Source organism: Blautia faecis (assembly GCF_027662325.1).
Classification (GTDB): Bacteria; Bacillota; Clostridia; order Lachnospirales; family Lachnospiraceae; genus Blautia_A; species Blautia_A faecis.
This window is the reverse complement of sequence record NZ_JAQDKY010000009.1, coordinates 1-15,616: the sequence shown is the minus strand read 5'-3', so window position 1 is coordinate 15,616 and position 15,616 is coordinate 1. Positions and strand designations below refer to the sequence as shown.

The following is a 15,616-nucleotide window of genomic DNA, read 5'->3' as shown; positions in this document are numbered from 1 at the left end:
ATAGCCCAGACCACTCTTATCATCGTAAATATGTTTTTTCATAGCGTCAATCCTCCTTATCTTGCGTCCAGATCATACGACCGCTTATTTACTTTTCGTCTGTTCCCCTCATCTATTTCCCGGCTTCTTTCGTTTTGAATGAGATATTCGGAACGTTCTTCTCCAACTGCCCTTTTTAATCTCCAAAAATCTTCTTTTTCTTCCCGAAGAACAGCATTTTCACTTATCAATTCCTGTTTCTGCTCCGCTAATATTTGATTAGAATTTTTCAACCTGTCATACTTATAAACAACCTGATCTAACTGCTCTTTTATTTGAATATATTTCAGATACAAACCATACAGCAGATCTTTCAGTTCACTGATTACCGGATATGCCTTTTTATCCCGGTAACTCTTGGCACTTTCCAGCATCCCAGCCTCTGGAAGTACCTCATCAACCGGTTTCGAGAATTCACCGGCATATTTCTGGATATCTTTTGCAATATTTTTTGCCTGTTTCAGACTTTTCTCATATTTATCGGCAGTTGCTTTCGCCTGTTCTGCTGCTTTTTCTGCCTTGGCACGCTCTGCCTTCTTTTTCTGCAGTTCATTCCCGGTCTGCAACAATTCCTCATGGAGATTATCTGCCAGTTCATGGCATGCAGCCGTTTCCTTCTGTAGCTGTGCTTTCTGCTCTTCCAGAGCTGCCACTTCCTGCTCACGCTGTTCCTTTTTGAAATTTAAGACATCCAGATGCTCCCGGTGTGTACCTTTTTGCTCCCAGATCATCCCATATCTTTCTGCGATCTTCGCCAGCTCTTGTTTCTCCGATTCCATCCACTGATTATATTCTGTATTTTCCCTGCCCTTTCCGACAAAGCCTCTGGATGCCAGTGCTTGTTTCATGGATACTCTGATATCCGGCCCTCGTTTACTTCCAGTTACATACGGCACAAAATCAATATGAAGATGTGGTGTTGCCTCATCCATATGTAGATATATACCGAATACCCGGAACTGTGGGTTCCTCTTCTGAAAATCTTTTGCAAAATCCAGTAATGCCAGTCTGGCAATCTGCCCTTCTCTACTTAAGCACCCGGTATCGTCTTTATTCCCAATTTGAAAAATTGCTTCGTGGAAAACTTTCTCCTGTTTCCCAGTTCGGATGTGCTCATAATAATCTTCAATTTTCCTGTCTTTCCGTTTTTGTTTTGCGTTGTACCGTTCAATTGCTTCATCAAATAATTCATGATAGACGTCCTTCACATTCTCTGACTGCAATACCACGTTTCGGATTGTCCGGGCAGCATCTACGTTTTCTGCAATAAACTTTCTCTCATTGTGGGCGATAGAACCTTTTCCAATCATACCGCTGATCGTCCTTTTCATTTCCACTATTCTCACCCCCCCCCTCGCTTATAAAAATGCCAGATACGGCAAAAAGAAATCTGCGCCGGATACGGCGGTTTTGTTACTTTTGTCAAAAGTAACGCAAAAGCACTTTCGACAGCCGTACCGTCCATCAAAAGTACCCTTGCGCCCTGCCGGGAGCTTTTCCTCCCTTCTGTCGGTATAGCTGTGCCCAGTTATATCCTCGCCCGGATATATTCCAGATCACCACGGTAAGGTGTCCCCACCAGATACCAGTTCCGGGCAGCATCCATTTCCATCCGGGTCTCTACCCGTTTGCCATCCATCAAAATCTGCAGGCATTCCCCACAGTGCAATCCGGTATCAATCCATAAGTCCGATGACAAGATACCGTATCTTCCGTTGTTACTGTTGTACCCAAGTCTACCTTCTCTCATTTCCAGTCTCCTTTCCAATCGGATTAAACTCAAAATCAGTCGCTAAGGATGCCCTGAAACGGGGCTCCCTTTCCGCAATGCCAAAAACTTCCATCTTCACATCTGCAGCTTTTCCTTGTCTGCCAACGATACAGGAGCGTGCCACGCCCCTGTCCTATCGTAGTCAAGAAAAAACTACCAACGGAAATCCTCCGGTATTCCACGCCTGTCCAGATACTCCTGCCGGGCTTTTTCTCGTTCCTCCTCCGTCGGGGCAGTTTTGGATCTCGTATATAATTCCCGTTCCACCATAGCATTCATTTTCTGCTCCAATCCGTTTTTCACTTCTTCCGTGCAGCTATCATCGTCAAGCAGATGATACCGAAGAAGTTTCATAAATAATTCCTGTGGAATCTGTACATTTTTCATTGCTTGCTCCTTTCAAGGTGGCAAGATGCCCTGTTCTTAAGAAATAGTCATCTTGCCATCTTCCTTTTATTCTGACAACATCCAGAACCATTGATTGCCACGTTTTACAGAATTAATCTCCAGTTCCAGTTTTGCATTTCGCAGTGTTTTCTTCTTAATCCCACGCTTTTCAGCTTCTTCAATCTTTCTCTGAGCCATACCACCGTTAGCCAGTATCTCCATCAAGAACTCTTTCGCTTTCCGGCTTTTTTGCCCTCTGCTGTCACCACTGAGCAGATCATCTGCGCTGATGTCATATTCCCCGATCCATTCAAAACCCGTCTCCTTATCCAGACGGAATGCTATGGACTTTCCTTCCGGTGCAAGGGAGCTTTTCACGTGACATACCACACGGATTTCCGGTTCATCCTTAATTCGCCCCACGATTAGCACGCTTCTGGCTGCCGCCTGAAAATCTATAGAACCTAAACCACGGTAGGAAGACTTTCCGTTGCTGTTTTTGTTCATGTGCCCAATCAGAATGATTGCACAGTGATATTTCTCTGCAAGCACCGCCACACGTTTCATTAACGGGCGGATTTCATTTGCCCGGTGCATATCTACCTCTGCACCAAGAAACCCCTGTATCGGGTCTAAAACCACCAGACGGGCTTTTGTCTGCATAATAGCTTCCTCCAGTCGGATATCCAGCATAGTAAGTGGTTGCTCCCGGTCATCAATGACCATCACTCTGGAACAGTCTGCACCAGCTACCAGAAGCCTCGGCTTAATCGTATCTCCCAGTCCATCCTCTGCAGTCTGGTAAATAACATTCACAGGCTCCATCGGACTTTCCGATAATTTTAAATCAGAATCAACAACCATTTCTGCTCCACTATTTTCCTCGGTTTTCTGTTCCTGCTCCGGCAGAATCTTTTCTCCTCTGGTCAATTTTGCAATGATCTGAAGCACCATCGTGGTCTTGCCTTCACCGGGATCTCCTTGAATAATCGTTACTTTTCCAAAAGGGATAAACGGGTAAAACAGCCATTCAATCTGTTCCACCTCTACCGTTTCCATATTTATCAACTTTAGATCCGGCTGCATCCTTTTTGTTTCTGTTTTCTGTGTCACTAATCTGTTTGTTTCCATCCATTCCTCCTTATTTTCCCGTTGAAAGGAACAGGAGATTTTGATAGAATACCCATAGAAAGTTTTGGTTTGAGTATTCTACCAAATCCCTGCCTTTAGGTGTTTGCCGACACTTAAAGGCTTTTTACTGTCCATCTTTCATTCCCTTCATCGTTACCGTAATTTGTTTAATCACATCCAATAAATCTTTTGGTACTTCCTCACCTCCTTTGATGCGCTGAAGCTCCTCCAGAACTTTTGTCAGTTCCATTTTCAGTGCTTTATACACTCTTGGATTCCCTACTACGACAATTTCTTTTTCCTGCAGGCGCCGGACAATATATTCCTGCTTCGTAAGTCCGGATAATCTGACCAGCGTTTCAATCAATTCATCCTCTTCCGGTGATACCCGGAAAGCTACAGTCTTGTTCCTCCAACGTCCCTGATTGTCCCTGTTTTTTGCTGACATCTGTTTTCCTCCTCTACTTCGTAAATTCTTCAGTCTCGAACATTACATCCATCCGTTCCTGATCCAATCGGTCTACCATCTCTGTCTGCACGGATGGGAATAAATGTGTATACCGGTAAGTGATCTTTTCCGCAGAATGCCCTACACGTTTCCCGATTGCAAGAGCTGTAAATCCCATATTAATCAGCAGGGAAACATGGCTGTGCCGTTACGGTATAATAACGACAAACAGAAAAAGCCTTTATTTTCAAGGGGTTTGAGCGTTTGTCGTCTTTTATTCAATTCCTTTTCCAAGTTGAAAATTGACGAAAACTATAAAGAAAAAAGGAGGCTGTTTTATTAACGACAAAATTTAATAGTGCCAGCGGTCCGGCTTTATGTCTGACCGCTGGTTGCCGTGGGCGTTTCACTTTTATAGGTGGACGCCCTTTTTTCATACTCATTTTCGAGAGAAAGGAGATCCACATGGAATTAAACGAAATGGAAAAAAAGCTGCTCTTTCAAGTGGAGGGCGATTATCAGACAAAGATCCTGAATGAACTTTATATGACCGTGCGGTATTCAAATAATTCCGAACAGCGGGAGGCGGCAGAAGGTCTTATGGCAAAACTTCGTGTTCTGTCAAATGCAGAGTGCATGGACTTGGTAAAAGATATTCAGAAGAATTACCGTCTGCCCTATCCAGCCCGGACGATTAGAGAAAAGATCGCCGAGGCCAGACAACAATCAGGGGCAGAAAAATTGAAGGGGCATGACATCATGGCACTTGAACGCTTTGATCCAGAAGTAAAGCACATGATCGTCTTTGATGTATTGTCTTACGATTCCCCTGTTGGCGACAAAGGCGATAAGATGCGCTTGTTCCTTACAGATGCCGGCTATCAGAAATTTTTAGAGAGCCAGGAGCGGGGCGAAGTGAAACTGAAAAACCATGCGAAGGTCTCTGACGGTCATCTCCATTATGACCGCAGGGATCATGCCTTGTAACGGAATAGTCGAAGAAAGGAGGCGGTACAATGGCAGTATTCCGTGTAGAGAAAACAAAGGACTTTACGATAATGAGCAATCACCATCTGCGCAATACGGAGTTGTCCTTAAAGGCAAAGGGGCTTTTATCACTTATGTTGTCGCTGCCGGAAGATTGGGATTATACCACAAAGGGACTCGCCCATATCTGCAAGGATGGTGTGGATTCTATCACTACTGCCCTGAAGGAACTGGAGCGGCATGGTTATCTCACCAGACAGCGCCTCCGCTATGATAACGGGCAGTTGGGAGACATTGAATATACGATCCATGAGCAGCCTGTAAGTACCGAAAACACAGGGCTTTCACCTAAACGGGAAAATCCAAGACAGGTAAAACCAGAACAGGCAAAACCTAAACAGGCGGAACCTGAACAGGAAAATCCGGCACAATTAAATACTAATCCATTAAAAACAAAAAAATCAAAAAAAGATAAATCAATAACTTATCCATCAATCTATCCGGCAGAGCCGGAAGCGGCAAACCGCACGGATGGGATGGATCGGATAGAGCTGATAGAAGCCTATCGTGAAATCATCAAAGAAAATATTGAATATGACTTACTGGTCTTACGGTATGGCAGGGAACGTTTGGATGAAGCCCTTGAACTTATGCTTGAAGTGATTTTGTCGAAACGCCCTTACATTCGCATTGCCGGAGATGATTTTCCGAGGGAAATCGTCAAGAGCCGGTTCCTGAAGATCAATTCCGGCCACTTAGAGTATGTCTTTGACTGTATCGACAAGAACACAACGAAGGTCGGAAACATCAAAGCGTATCTGCTGGCGGCGCTGTATAATGCCCCGGCTACAATGGACAGCTATTACCGTGCCGAGGTCAATCACGACCTGTACGGCTGTTAGGCACCTTTGGGTGTCTTTTTTCATTTCATCACAGGAAGGAGGCAAAGCACAATGAAAAGAAACACTGTGCCGGTACTATGCCCGGCGTAACCAAAGAACAGATTCAGGCAGCGCGGGAAGCTGACTTGTTTACTTACCTGCAATTCCATGAACCCGGCGTGCTGAAACAGGATGGACCTAATTTCCGGCATAAGGAGCATGACAGTCTGGTATATGTGACCGGGAAAAGGTACTGGTACTGGAACAGCCGCGGACGGAGTATCAATGCGCTGGACTACCTGATCCAGATTCGGGGATATGGTCTTGTGGATGCGGTTCATGCTCTGGTAGGTGGCGAAATCCCACAGGAACCGGCTTACCGAAGTACGGCAGAAATACAGGTATCAAAAGAGCCGGAAAAGAAAACATTCGCTCTCCCCTGGGCCAGACGTTGCGCGACCGCTGCGGTCTTCTATTTGCAGAAACGGGGGATCAGCTCAGAAGTCATTCGCCAGTGTTTACAAGCCGGGATTTTTTACGAAGCCCGGTATCATGGAGAACCGGTTTGTGTGTTTGTTGGGAAAGATGATTCCGGGAAAGCGAAGTTTGCCTGTATGCGCAGTATCAGCGGCAATCTCAAAAAGGATGTCTATGGCAGCGACAAAGGATATAACTTTTGTTATCCCCCGCAAAGTCCGGGCAGCCGGCATGTGGCAGTCTTTGAAGCTCCTATTGATGCGCTTTCCCATGCGACACTTCAAGAGCTGGAGGGATGGAAATGGAATGGTTATCGCTTGTCTTTGGGCGGTACTTCCCATGTGGCGCTGACTTCTTTCCTGGAACGCCACCCGGAGATACGGCGTGTTACCCTTTATATGGACCACGACCTTGCCGGATTTGTCAATGCCCGGAAAATCAAGACCATGCTTCACGAGGATAAACGTTTCCGTCATATCCGGGTAAGTGTCAACCCTCCCCGGATGGGAAAAGATTACAATGAGAAATTGCTGCTGGTTCGGGAACAACTGCAAACCAGCCAGCACCAACGCCGCCCAAAAGAGGCGGCTGTTTCAATTTAGGGAGGATTTCAACATGAATGGATCTCAACATATCTGCTTTACAGACAGCGCCGGAAAAGCGCTGTTTTCCATTCCCGACAATGGTTTACTCTGCCTGTTCTATGGAAACGGGGACAGGCACTTTGCTGTTTGTCATCGTCTGGATGACACCCATGCAGAAATTGACGGGGTAAATTATTCGATGCCGGACTTTGCCAAAAGGATGAAACACAACCAGATCAGCTTTGCCCCGGCATAAGGCTGGAAAACAAATAACAGGAGGATTTGAAAATGAAAAAAATTGAAAATACCGCTTTGCAGATGATTGCCGAGGCTTCCCGGTGTCCAGACTACGGCCCCGATATGGTTAAATCGCTGATGAAAAAGCTGGACATGAACGAAAAGGGCTTTGCGCTTTTGATGAATGTTGCCCCATCCACAGTGCGTCTTTGGACCAGCGGAGCTGCACAGCCTTGCGGCACAGCAAAACGCCTCATGCAGATTTATGAAACCGGTCCGGAGATTGTCGGCAAGATTGCCGGCGGGCAGCTACCGGCAGATGGGAGGGATTGATTAAATGGCGGGGACAGATAGCCAGCCGTTTGCGGAAAATGAGCAGGTCAAAGAGCTGCTTCACATGAAAGGAGGAATTTGATTGAATCAGGAACCACTACCGCAGATTCATTTGATCCGCGATACAGACTTATCCGTCTTTGCGTATGAACTCCATATTTTTGCCGGAGATTTTCTTAGAGAATGCGAATTCAATATGCGTTCTCTGGCAACAAATACCGGGGCTGATTCCATTGCCATCATGGGGAAAAATCACATGTGGCTTTCCGACGCCTTATTTGCTTATTGTTCTACGGCGGATCTTCATCAAATGATCTTAACAACGGAGTTCATCGGAGCGAGGGCTTTCCTGTTTCATACGGATCGGAGCGAGGGCGGTCACTTGTACGGAGATGTCCTGATGATGGATTTAGACACGCTGCGGCAGGATATAAAAAGAAATATCCTCTATCCCTGCGGCGTCAATATTGAACGCAAAGATGGTTCAGCGGCTACGGTCAGCCTGAAAGAATGGACTGAAATGGAGCTTTACGAAAAAGATGCTCTGAAAAGTTGGGGATTTTCTTATGCCCCGAATCAAGTTACGGAATGGCAGTACCACTATTCCACGATGTTCAGACAGTGGATGGATCAGGCATTTCGTTATATGCCCCAGGATTTAGAAGAACGCCTGAATATGCAATATATGGAGGCAGCCCAGAACCCGGATATGGATAAGTACCGCATACCACAGGGAACGGCAAAGCAGATGCTTCTTTATGACGAAGCCCCTGTGTATCGCCTTCTTCCATCCGGTTCGGAGAAAATTGCGCCCATCGCGGCAATCTCTACGGGCCTGTGGTATGAAAATTACCGGGAGTTTGCCATTGCACCGGAGGATTTAGGCGCTCTGGACAAACTGATCCGCAGGGAAACTGACCGGCTCACAGGAAACCTCCCACAACTTCACAAAAACGAAGAACGCCGCCCTGCCCCGGAGCGATAAGAATTTTACACTGACTGGAGGTGATGAAGATTGGCAGGAGTGCATGAAGATTTCGGCGAAAAGATCGGCGGTGCGAAAAAAGACCTGTGGAAAGACCGCGGGCTGTATGCAGATGATCTGGAAGCCATGAATGAGCGCGAAGCCGAAAAATTTGTGAAAAAGGATAATGTTTGGAAAAAGCCGGACTATGCAGCCATGCTGGAGGAAGGGATTCCTCTTGGCGTGGTCTATTTTATTAAAAAAGCAAGAGACGGCTTAAACGCTTCCCCTCAGTATTACCGCACGGATGACACCCCGGAAAAACGGACCGCGAGACAAAAGGAATATATAAAAACAGTCCGGGAATTGCAGACAGTGCTTTCAGATGTCCGTACTGTGGAGGATGCTGTGAGAGCCTATGACCGCTTTTTCGTTGACAATGGATATTTAGAAAAGGTACAGGGCTGGGGAAGCGGAATCCATTACCGGGCAACGAAAAAGGGACAGGACAATCCCGTGATCACAAACAAATTGTCCAATACCATGCTGATCCGCTCAGCTGAATATTTTGAGCGCAACTTTACTCAGGAAGCAAAAAAGGAACAGTTTTGTGTTTCCAAAGAGCAGAAAATACCGAAAGGTTATGCGATCCACTTCAACGACGGGAAACAGACCTATTCTAAAAATGGGGACTGGAAACCCGGTACCTACTATGTGACAAAAGGCTATTCGATCCTGCGGACCAATTTTGGGACCAAAGAAGCTGCCCTGAAATGGGTGCAGGAACTTGCCAAAGGCAGGAACAAAAACGGAAAGATCCGTTTTGTCCCTCCACAGCTTGCCCATGTCAAACGTACCGGACCGGATTATCGGAATGGCGTGGAGATCACCGGACAGCATTATCTTGATACCTTTGGGTTCCGCGGCGGTGAGTTTGGAAACTGGATGAACCAGAACGACCGGCAGACCTCCCTTAACATGGGATTTGAAGCACTAAAGGATCTGGCGTCAGCCCTTAAGATCAGCGATAAAGATATTGCTTATCAGGGAACACTTGCTATCGCTTTTGGTGCAAGAGGCAGCGGCAATGCTGCAGCTCATTATGAACCTTTGCGTACAGTCATCAATCTTACAAAAATGCACGGGGCCGGTTCCCTGGCACATGAATGGTGGCATGGACTTGACGATTATCTTGGTACAAAGATGAGAGCAAAAGGGATGCTGTCAGAACAGCCCCACCTCTATGCGCCGTTCCAAAAACTCATTGACACCATGAAGTATAAACCGGAAACACCGGAACAGGCAGCAAAGCGCACGGAAGCACAAACAGAACGCACCCGGAAAAATGCGGCAAGCTGGCTGGATTCCTCGGTTCTTGCCTCCCTGAAACGGTATGGCAATGAGGAACAGATGGAAACCTACGCAGTCTTGCGGGAAGCATTTTTGTCCGGCGAACCCGGCTCTGTGGAACAGATCAGCGCATTTAAGAAGAATGTTACCGGCCGGGTAATTCCCAAAAGTGAACGGGAACGGCTGGAAATTTTTGAGCGTATGCTTTCCGGGATGCAGGCGCAGGAAGCTCCGCAGATTGGACGGACGGAAACTGATTTTTACCGTAATTCGGTACGCATGGGAAAAGAATGTGAAAAAGACGGCGGTTATTGGGACAGCAATGTGGAAATGACAGCCAGAGCCTTTGCCTGTTATATCAAGGACAAACTGCCCTACACATCGGATTATCTGGCAGGCCATGCCGACTGTGCCCTTACCCTGGTTTCCGGTAAAGACGGAGAAATGGAGGTATTGAAAGCCTTCCCTGTGGGGGAAGAACGCCGTGCAATCAACGCTGTTTTTGACGAGATCATTCAGGATTTGAAACGGGAACAGCTATTGACCCATGCCGATGTAACGCTTCCCCTCTCTGTTTCTGAACTTCGTGAGGCGGCGGACGGGCAGCTATCCATGTTCGGCGTCGGCCGTCCTTCCGTGATGGATCAGCTTGCGGCAAACAGGCCGGCAGATAAAAAATCACCGGCACAGACGTTTTCCAGAAAAAACCACGAGCCGGAAATATAGCAGGAGGTGAACAGCATTTTGGAAGAAAATAAAGATTATCATGCCTACCGGTATGGCGACCACTTGACGCCGGGATCAGAGCTTAAAATTGAACACAGCGTAGTTTGTGAAAATGTGGATATTTCTACTCTGATCACAATGGGAATAGATAGCCTGGAAGCCATGCGCCAGGGAAGTATCGACGGGGAGCAGAAAGCCTATGAAATCGTGGTGGCTGCTGCAAAACAATGGGAACAGCAGGCAGCGGCAACACAGACGATCAACCGGGCTTTGGAATATCTTCGTACACCGGAGATTGAACATACCGGCAACCAGTGGAAAGACACCGATAACTGGAGGGCGGATCAGAAAATCAGCAACCGGGTCTATCAGATGACCTGCAGTATTTGGGAAGATACGAAATATGACAGAGAAACCAAACAGAGTGTTCCGATTGCCTGGTATGTGACATGGGAAGTCCGTATTCATTCCCCGAAGCAGGGATATGGAGCAAAGATTGCCGGACAAAACCAGAAACGATATACAGATAAGAACGCAGCCATAAAATACCTGGACGGGCGAAAGAAAGCCTATTCCCATTTATTCACGGAAATTTCCCCGCCGATCCCGAAAGAATATGAGCACCATTTTATGGTTCACGGTACTCTTTTACCTGGCTATACGGTTGAAGGACTGGAACAGGCCAAAACGGAACATGCCGCCGCCGAGGTTTCGGAGGGCGGTATTTTTACACCCGAAAACCAGGAGAAGCCTTCCGTCCTGGGGAAGCTCTCTGTGGCAAAAACTCAGGAAAAAACGCCAACCACTCCCGGTACGGCAATGAAAAAGAAGGAGGATATACAATTATGAAAGTGTTAATGGTAGAGCCGGGCAAGTCCCCTTATGCTGCGGAGATCGAAAGTGGTCTGAAATCCTTGCAGGCGGCAGTGGGCGGAGATATTCAGGCGGTCTATCCGTATGAGGACCCGGTGGCTCTGATCTGCAATGAAGAAGGCAAGCTGATGGGGCTGCCTTTGAACCGAGCTCTCTTTGACGATGACGGCCACATCTATGATATTGTGTCCGGGAATTTTCTGATCGTTGGTCTTGGCGAGGAAAATTTTACAGACCTTTCCCCGGATCTGATGGAGAAATATGGGGAGCAGTTTAAGTACCCTGAAAAATTTGCAAGGCTTGCCGGCGAGATCATTGCAGTCAAGCAGCCTGCAACCAATGAGCACCGGGAAAAACCGATGATGCACCATTCCGGCCCGGATTTGTAGAAAGAAAGGAGCCAATTATGTTAATGGCAGTAAATGAACCTTATGCCCTTATGGTGCAGCCGGACGATATTCTGATCTCTCCCCGTGAGGTAGATGAACATTTTGGGACGATGGTATGCTTTCATCCCCGCTATGCGCTGGGCGACCATCACAACCATATGGACAAAGATGACTTCCTGCGGGAAATGTATTTAGATACCGTAGGACATGATGAAGCCGGCATGAAACGCTATGAACGGATGGTAAACATTGTAAGCAGCCGTTTCCGGCATGGACCAAAGACAGAGGAACGGGCGATCGATGAAGCAATGCAGAAAGTAATTTCGGAAAAGTATCTGATGCTCCCCCTCTATCTCTACGACCACTCAGGTCTTGCCATGAGTACAGAAAGTTTCTCAGGCAGGGCTCCTCATGCAGAATGGGACAGCGGACAGGTCGGCTGGATCTATGTTTCCAAAGAAGATGCCCTAAAGGAATTTGACGCTGACAAGATGACCGGCGCCATCCGGCAGAAAGCGGACGCACTGATGCGCAGCGAAGTCGCCGCTTATGATTCCTATCTGCGTGGCGAATGTTATGGGTTTGAGCTTTATAAAAACGGGGAGCTGTCGGATAGCTGCTGGGGCTTTATGGGTAACTTTTCCGATGTGTTGAAAGATATGGCGGCATACCTCCCGGATGAGTGCAAAGGGATGGTCGATCATCTGGAGGAACAGGAACGCCCGGCTACGATCATCAAGACGCTTTTGAAACATGCTAAAATTCAGGTCGATCAGGCAGCAAAAGCCTTTGAACACGCTTCCCGACAGCAGGTTCTTGGGGAAAGCCGGTAAAAAGTTATTTCCATATTATAAATACCGATTTTATCAGAAAGGAGGATGCTCTTGCAGGAAGAACTCGAACAACGAACGGTTTCTGTTTCTATACAGGCAGCAAAACTGTCAGGGCGGGTACTGCGTGCGGCTATTGCTGCGGTACTCCAAAAGATGGAACAGGAACGCACAATGCCAAAAGTCGGGCGCAACAGCATGAAGCGGCTGACTTATAAAGACCCCGGAGCCAATACCATTGAAGTTTCAGGGCGAATCCGCTCTTTTGAACGGTATGCCAGAAAACATCAGGTACGCTACCATATAGAAAAGGAACTTGGGACCGATCCCCCAAAATGGACGGTATATTTCAAGGCAAACCAGGCGGATGCACTGACGGCAGCTTTTAAGGAATATACAAAGAAAGACCTTACACGCAGCACCAGACCGTCGCTGCTTATACAGCTTCATAAGTTCAAAGAACTGGCACAGTCGCTTGGCCGTGACCGTGTAAAGAACAAAGAACACGGAGGACCGGAACGATGAAGATTGATGCAGAAACATTGAAAAAACAGGTCATTCTCCATCTGCCTTATGTTCTGTTCCTTCTGGTATTTGCCAAGCTGGGCGAAGCGGTGCGGCTGGCTCCCGGAGCAGACGCTTCCCAAAAGCTGTTAGGACTGTCCGAAGGCTTTGCCCTTGCGTTTCAGAGTATGTGGCCGGGGGCGGCAATGGACTGGCTGATCGGTTTCTGCGGTGCAGCCATTATGCGGCTGGCAGTCTATCTTAGAGGGAAAGACGCTAAGAAATACCGCAAAAATGTGGAATATGGTTCTGCAAGATGGGGAAATAAAGCCGATATTGCCCCGTTTATGGACCCAAATCCGGAAAACAATATCATTCTTACCCAAAGTGAAGGACTGATGTTAAACGGAAGGCCCAAAAATCCGGCCAATGCAAGAAATAAAAATGTACTGGTAGTCGGAGGATCAGGTTCGGGAAAAACGCGCTTTTTCATCAAGCCCAATCTGATGCAAATGCACAGTTCCTACGTCGTCACCGATCCGAAAGGTACAGTCCTTGTGGAATGCGGAAAGATGTTGCAGCGAGGCACACCAAAGCTGGACAAGGACGGAAAGCCTGTGCGTAATGAAAAAGGAAAGATCATCTATGAGTCCTATAAAATACGGGTATTCAATACGATCAATTTCCAGAAAAGTATGCACTTTAACCCGTTCGCCTACATTCATTCCGAGAAAGATATTCTGAAGATCGTCACTACCCTAATCGCCAATACCAAAGGCGAAGGAAAAGCCGGAGACGATTTCTGGGTCAAGGCAGAAACCCTGCTCTATACGGCACTGATCGGATATATCTATTATGAGGCTCCGGCAAACGAACAGAATTTTGCCACACTGGTAGAAATGCTGAACGCAATGGAAGTCCGTGAGGATGATGAGTCGTTCAAAAATGCCGTTGACCTTCTCTTTGACGCGCTGGAACAGAAAGACCCGGATCATTTTGCCCTGCGTCAATATAAGAAATATAAGCTCGCTGCCGGAAAAACAGCCAAGTCGATCCTTATTTCCTGTGCTTCCAGACTGGCTCCTTTTGACATTAAAGAAGTCAGGGAAATTACCATGTATGACGAACTGGATCTGGATATGCTGGGAGATGAACGGACTGCTCTTTTCCTTATTATGAGTGATACGGACGGGACCTTTGCATTTTTGATCAGTCTGATCTATTCCATTTTGTTTAACCGCTTGTGTGAGCGGGCGGATGATGTATATGGTGGAAGGCTTCCCATCCATGTGCGCTGCCTGATCGACGAGGCGGCAAATATCGGGCAGATCCCGAACCTGGAGCGTCTTATGGCGACCATCCGAAGCCGTGAGATCTCTGCCTGCCTGGTGCTGCAGGCGCAAAGCCAGCTCAAAGCCCTGTATAAAGACAACATGGACACCATCATCGGTAACTGTGACGCCTCCCTTTTCTTAGGAGGCAAAGAAGAAACCACCTTAAAAAGCTGGAACTCCCTATTGGGGAAAGAGACCATCGACCTGTATAACACCAGTGTCACAAAGGGCAATCAGGAATCCCACGGACAAAATTTTCAAAAGCTGGGAAAGGATCTGATGTCGGTGGATGAACTGGCAGTCATGGACGGGGGTAAATGTCTGTTGCAGATCAGGGGTGTGCGGCCGTTCCTCTCCCGGAAATACGATATAACCAAACACCCAAATTACAAACTGCTTTCCGATTTTAATGAGAAGAACGCTTTTAATATCGAAAAGTTTCTTTCTACCCGGATGCCGATGCGTCCCGGTGAACGATACCGCAATTATGAAGTCACAGCCGAAGATCTGGCTTCCCAGACTTTATAAAGTTGTTCCTGCCTGTCAAAGCATGACGCCCTGGCAGGCTTTGTTTTTGTCACGATGAAAGGAGGATTTTTTGAGGATTCGTGATTCTCCCTGAAAAGTAAATAACCGCAGGATTTTTCCTGCCCCATGCCGCCGTGCTGTTTGAAACAGATTTTTTCTAAAAACAGTGCGGCGGCTTTTTTTGTTTCCGGCCTGATACGGCCATATCACAAATTAAAATTTCTGAAATTAAAGGAGGAACATTATGGCATTTTTTGCAAGCGCGATTGATACTTTGAAGATCCTTGTGATCGCCCTGGGCGCAGGTCTGGGCGCATGGGGTGTTGTAAACCTTCTCGAAGGTTACGGAAATGATAACCCAGGTGCAAAATCCCAGGGGATCAAGCAGTTTATGGCTAATTAAAGGGAACAAAAAGAAAGGAAAAGCACAATCCAGACGGTATCAGCGGCAGGCTACAAGAATAAATTGTGATTTCACAAGATTGGTGCTATAATAAGAGAAAAGTTCCTGCCGGGGCAGCCGCTCCGGTGGTATGGATAGAAAGGCAGGAAAACAATATGCACATCAGCTATAAACCACTCTGGCACACACTGTTAGAGCGTGATATGAGAAAAGAGGATTTAAGGCTTGCCGCTGGTATGACAACAAATATGATTGCCAACATGAGCAAAGAGGGAAAGCACATCAGCATGGATACATTAGCCCGTATCTGTGAAACTCTGAATTGTGAGATTACTGATGTGATTGAGTTAGTACCAGACGAGCCTGCTTCCACAGGAGGTAAGGAACATGAGCGAATTGAAACCAAGAATAACGGAAAACGGAATTGATTATATCCTTGT

The 15,616-nt window shown here is 47.0% G+C and carries 19 protein-coding genes and 1 pseudogene; 14 read left to right on the top strand and 6 right to left on the bottom strand.

Translation table 11 applies throughout. The features are described from left to right. Positions 1-56: 56 nt before the first annotated feature. The 6 genes and pseudogenes from PGQ38_RS06320 to PGQ38_RS06295 all read right to left on the bottom strand — a co-directional run. Positions 57-1,370: a plasmid recombination protein gene (locus tag PGQ38_RS06320; RefSeq protein ID WP_270431106.1), complete on the bottom strand. Its 1,314-nt coding sequence runs from the start codon at positions 1,368-1,370 to the stop codon at positions 57-59. 197 nt (positions 1,371-1,567) lie between these two features. Then, positions 1,568-1,789 carry a DUF5348 domain-containing protein gene (locus PGQ38_RS06315; RefSeq protein WP_270431065.1) on the bottom strand — a complete coding sequence of 74 codons (222 nt, stop codon included), beginning with the start codon at positions 1,787-1,789 and terminating at the stop codon, positions 1,568-1,570. 174 nt (positions 1,790-1,963) lie between these two features. After that, the gene (locus PGQ38_RS06310) at positions 1,964-2,197 is read right to left on the bottom strand and encodes a complexin-2 (protein ID WP_262624073.1); all 234 of its coding nucleotides are present in this window, start codon (positions 2,195-2,197) and stop codon (positions 1,964-1,966) included. A 66-nt stretch (positions 2,198-2,263) separates the two neighbouring features. Further along, complete coding sequence (locus PGQ38_RS06305; protein WP_270431062.1) at positions 2,264-3,328, bottom strand: AAA family ATPase; 1,065 nt, start codon at positions 3,326-3,328, stop codon at positions 2,264-2,266. Between the two features lie 124 nt (positions 3,329-3,452). After that, positions 3,453-3,776: a plasmid mobilization protein gene (locus tag PGQ38_RS06300; protein WP_270431060.1), complete on the bottom strand. Its 324-nt coding sequence runs from the start codon at positions 3,774-3,776 to the stop codon at positions 3,453-3,455. A 13-nt stretch (positions 3,777-3,789) separates the two neighbouring features. Further along, a pseudogene (locus tag PGQ38_RS06295) lies at positions 3,790-3,984 on the bottom strand (site-specific integrase); the annotation flags it as partial. Between the two features lie 257 nt (positions 3,985-4,241). On the opposite strand from PGQ38_RS06295, the gene PGQ38_RS06290 reads away from it, so the two are divergent. The 14 genes from PGQ38_RS06290 to PGQ38_RS06225 all read left to right on the top strand — a co-directional run bounded on the left by PGQ38_RS06290 (position 4,242) and on the right by PGQ38_RS06225 (position 15,604). Next, positions 4,242-4,763 (top strand): DUF5720 family protein, encoded by a 522-nt coding sequence (locus tag PGQ38_RS06290; RefSeq protein WP_270431058.1) that lies wholly within the window; start codon positions 4,242-4,244, stop codon positions 4,761-4,763. Between the two features lie 29 nt (positions 4,764-4,792). Then, positions 4,793-5,665, top strand: coding sequence for a DUF6017 domain-containing protein (locus PGQ38_RS06285; protein WP_005361053.1), 873 nt, complete (start codon positions 4,793-4,795; stop codon positions 5,663-5,665). A gap of 77 nt (positions 5,666-5,742) precedes the next feature. Beyond that, positions 5,743-6,723 (top strand): toprim domain-containing protein, encoded by a 981-nt coding sequence (locus PGQ38_RS06280; protein WP_067536870.1) that lies wholly within the window; start codon positions 5,743-5,745, stop codon positions 6,721-6,723. 13 nt (positions 6,724-6,736) lie between these two features. After that, positions 6,737-6,961: a hypothetical protein gene (locus PGQ38_RS06275; protein ID WP_005361058.1), complete on the top strand. Its 225-nt coding sequence runs from the start codon at positions 6,737-6,739 to the stop codon at positions 6,959-6,961. 32 nt (positions 6,962-6,993) lie between these two features. Continuing rightward, complete coding sequence (locus PGQ38_RS06270) at positions 6,994-7,275, top strand: helix-turn-helix domain-containing protein (RefSeq protein ID WP_005361060.1); 282 nt, start codon at positions 6,994-6,996, stop codon at positions 7,273-7,275. Positions 7,276-7,357: 82 nt separating this feature from the next. After that, positions 7,358-8,260, top strand: coding sequence for a hypothetical protein (locus PGQ38_RS06265; RefSeq protein ID WP_040446567.1), 903 nt, complete (start codon positions 7,358-7,360; stop codon positions 8,258-8,260). 126 nt (positions 8,261-8,386) lie between these two features. Further along, complete coding sequence (locus tag PGQ38_RS06260) at positions 8,387-10,315, top strand: LPD1 domain-containing protein (protein WP_005361064.1); 1,929 nt, start codon at positions 8,387-8,389, stop codon at positions 10,313-10,315. 18 nt (positions 10,316-10,333) lie between these two features. Further along, positions 10,334-11,164: a hypothetical protein gene (locus tag PGQ38_RS06255; RefSeq protein WP_040446570.1), complete on the top strand. Its 831-nt coding sequence runs from the start codon at positions 10,334-10,336 to the stop codon at positions 11,162-11,164. After that, positions 11,161-11,577 (top strand): DUF3846 domain-containing protein, encoded by a 417-nt coding sequence (locus PGQ38_RS06250; protein WP_005361068.1) that lies wholly within the window; start codon positions 11,161-11,163, stop codon positions 11,575-11,577. Before PGQ38_RS06255 ends, PGQ38_RS06250 begins: the two co-directional genes overlap by 4 nt. Before the next feature lie 17 nt (positions 11,578-11,594). Then, on the top strand, positions 11,595-12,410 hold the full coding sequence (locus tag PGQ38_RS06245; protein WP_005361071.1) for a hypothetical protein: 816 nt from the start codon (positions 11,595-11,597) through the stop codon (positions 12,408-12,410). Between the two features lie 51 nt (positions 12,411-12,461). Then, complete coding sequence (locus tag PGQ38_RS06240) at positions 12,462-12,932, top strand: PcfB family protein (protein ID WP_040446572.1); 471 nt, start codon at positions 12,462-12,464, stop codon at positions 12,930-12,932. Further along, entirely contained in the window at positions 12,929-14,773 is a 1,845-nt protein-coding gene (locus PGQ38_RS06235) for a VirD4-like conjugal transfer protein, CD1115 family (protein WP_005361076.1), read from the top strand. The genes PGQ38_RS06240 and PGQ38_RS06235 overlap by 4 nt, the downstream gene beginning before the upstream one ends. 244 nt (positions 14,774-15,017) lie before the next feature. After that, positions 15,018-15,176 (top strand): Maff2 family mobile element protein, encoded by a 159-nt coding sequence (locus PGQ38_RS06230; RefSeq protein ID WP_055156893.1) that lies wholly within the window; start codon positions 15,018-15,020, stop codon positions 15,174-15,176. Between the two features lie 155 nt (positions 15,177-15,331). Continuing rightward, positions 15,332-15,604, top strand: coding sequence for a helix-turn-helix domain-containing protein (locus PGQ38_RS06225; protein WP_002593556.1), 273 nt, complete (start codon positions 15,332-15,334; stop codon positions 15,602-15,604). The last annotated feature ends 12 nt before the right edge of the window (positions 15,605-15,616 follow it).

Bases quoted from the DNA above. Each gene is read 5' to 3' on its own strand.
- PGQ38_RS06225 (WP_002593556.1), top strand. From the start codon at position 15,332: ATGCACATCAGCTATAAACCACTCTGGCACACACTGTTAGAGCGTGAT.
- PGQ38_RS06305 (WP_270431062.1), bottom strand. From the start codon at position 3,328: ATGGAAACAAACAGATTAGTGACACAGAAAACAGAAACAAAAAGGATG.
- PGQ38_RS06250 (WP_005361068.1), top strand. From the start codon at position 11,161: ATGAAAGTGTTAATGGTAGAGCCGGGCAAGTCCCCTTATGCTGCGGAG.
- PGQ38_RS06270 (WP_005361060.1), top strand. From the start codon at position 6,994: ATGAAAAAAATTGAAAATACCGCTTTGCAGATGATTGCCGAGGCTTCC.
- PGQ38_RS06300 (WP_270431060.1), bottom strand. From the start codon at position 3,776: ATGTCAGCAAAAAACAGGGACAATCAGGGACGTTGGAGGAACAAGACT.
- PGQ38_RS06245 (WP_005361071.1), top strand. From the start codon at position 11,595: ATGTTAATGGCAGTAAATGAACCTTATGCCCTTATGGTGCAGCCGGAC.
- PGQ38_RS06235 (WP_005361076.1), top strand. From the start codon at position 12,929: ATGAAGATTGATGCAGAAACATTGAAAAAACAGGTCATTCTCCATCTG.
- PGQ38_RS06275 (WP_005361058.1), top strand. From the start codon at position 6,737: ATGAATGGATCTCAACATATCTGCTTTACAGACAGCGCCGGAAAAGCG.
- PGQ38_RS06320 (WP_270431106.1), bottom strand. From the start codon at position 1,370: ATGAAAAGGACGATCAGCGGTATGATTGGAAAAGGTTCTATCGCCCAC.
- PGQ38_RS06260 (WP_005361064.1), top strand. From the start codon at position 8,387: ATGAATGAGCGCGAAGCCGAAAAATTTGTGAAAAAGGATAATGTTTGG.
- PGQ38_RS06310 (WP_262624073.1), bottom strand. From the start codon at position 2,197: ATGAAAAATGTACAGATTCCACAGGAATTATTTATGAAACTTCTTCGG.
- PGQ38_RS06315 (WP_270431065.1), bottom strand. From the start codon at position 1,789: ATGAGAGAAGGTAGACTTGGGTACAACAGTAACAACGGAAGATACGGT.
- PGQ38_RS06280 (WP_067536870.1), top strand. From the start codon at position 5,743: ATGCCCGGCGTAACCAAAGAACAGATTCAGGCAGCGCGGGAAGCTGAC.
- PGQ38_RS06290 (WP_270431058.1), top strand. From the start codon at position 4,242: ATGGAATTAAACGAAATGGAAAAAAAGCTGCTCTTTCAAGTGGAGGGC.
- PGQ38_RS06230 (WP_055156893.1), top strand. From the start codon at position 15,018: ATGGCATTTTTTGCAAGCGCGATTGATACTTTGAAGATCCTTGTGATC.
- PGQ38_RS06285 (WP_005361053.1), top strand. From the start codon at position 4,793: ATGGCAGTATTCCGTGTAGAGAAAACAAAGGACTTTACGATAATGAGC.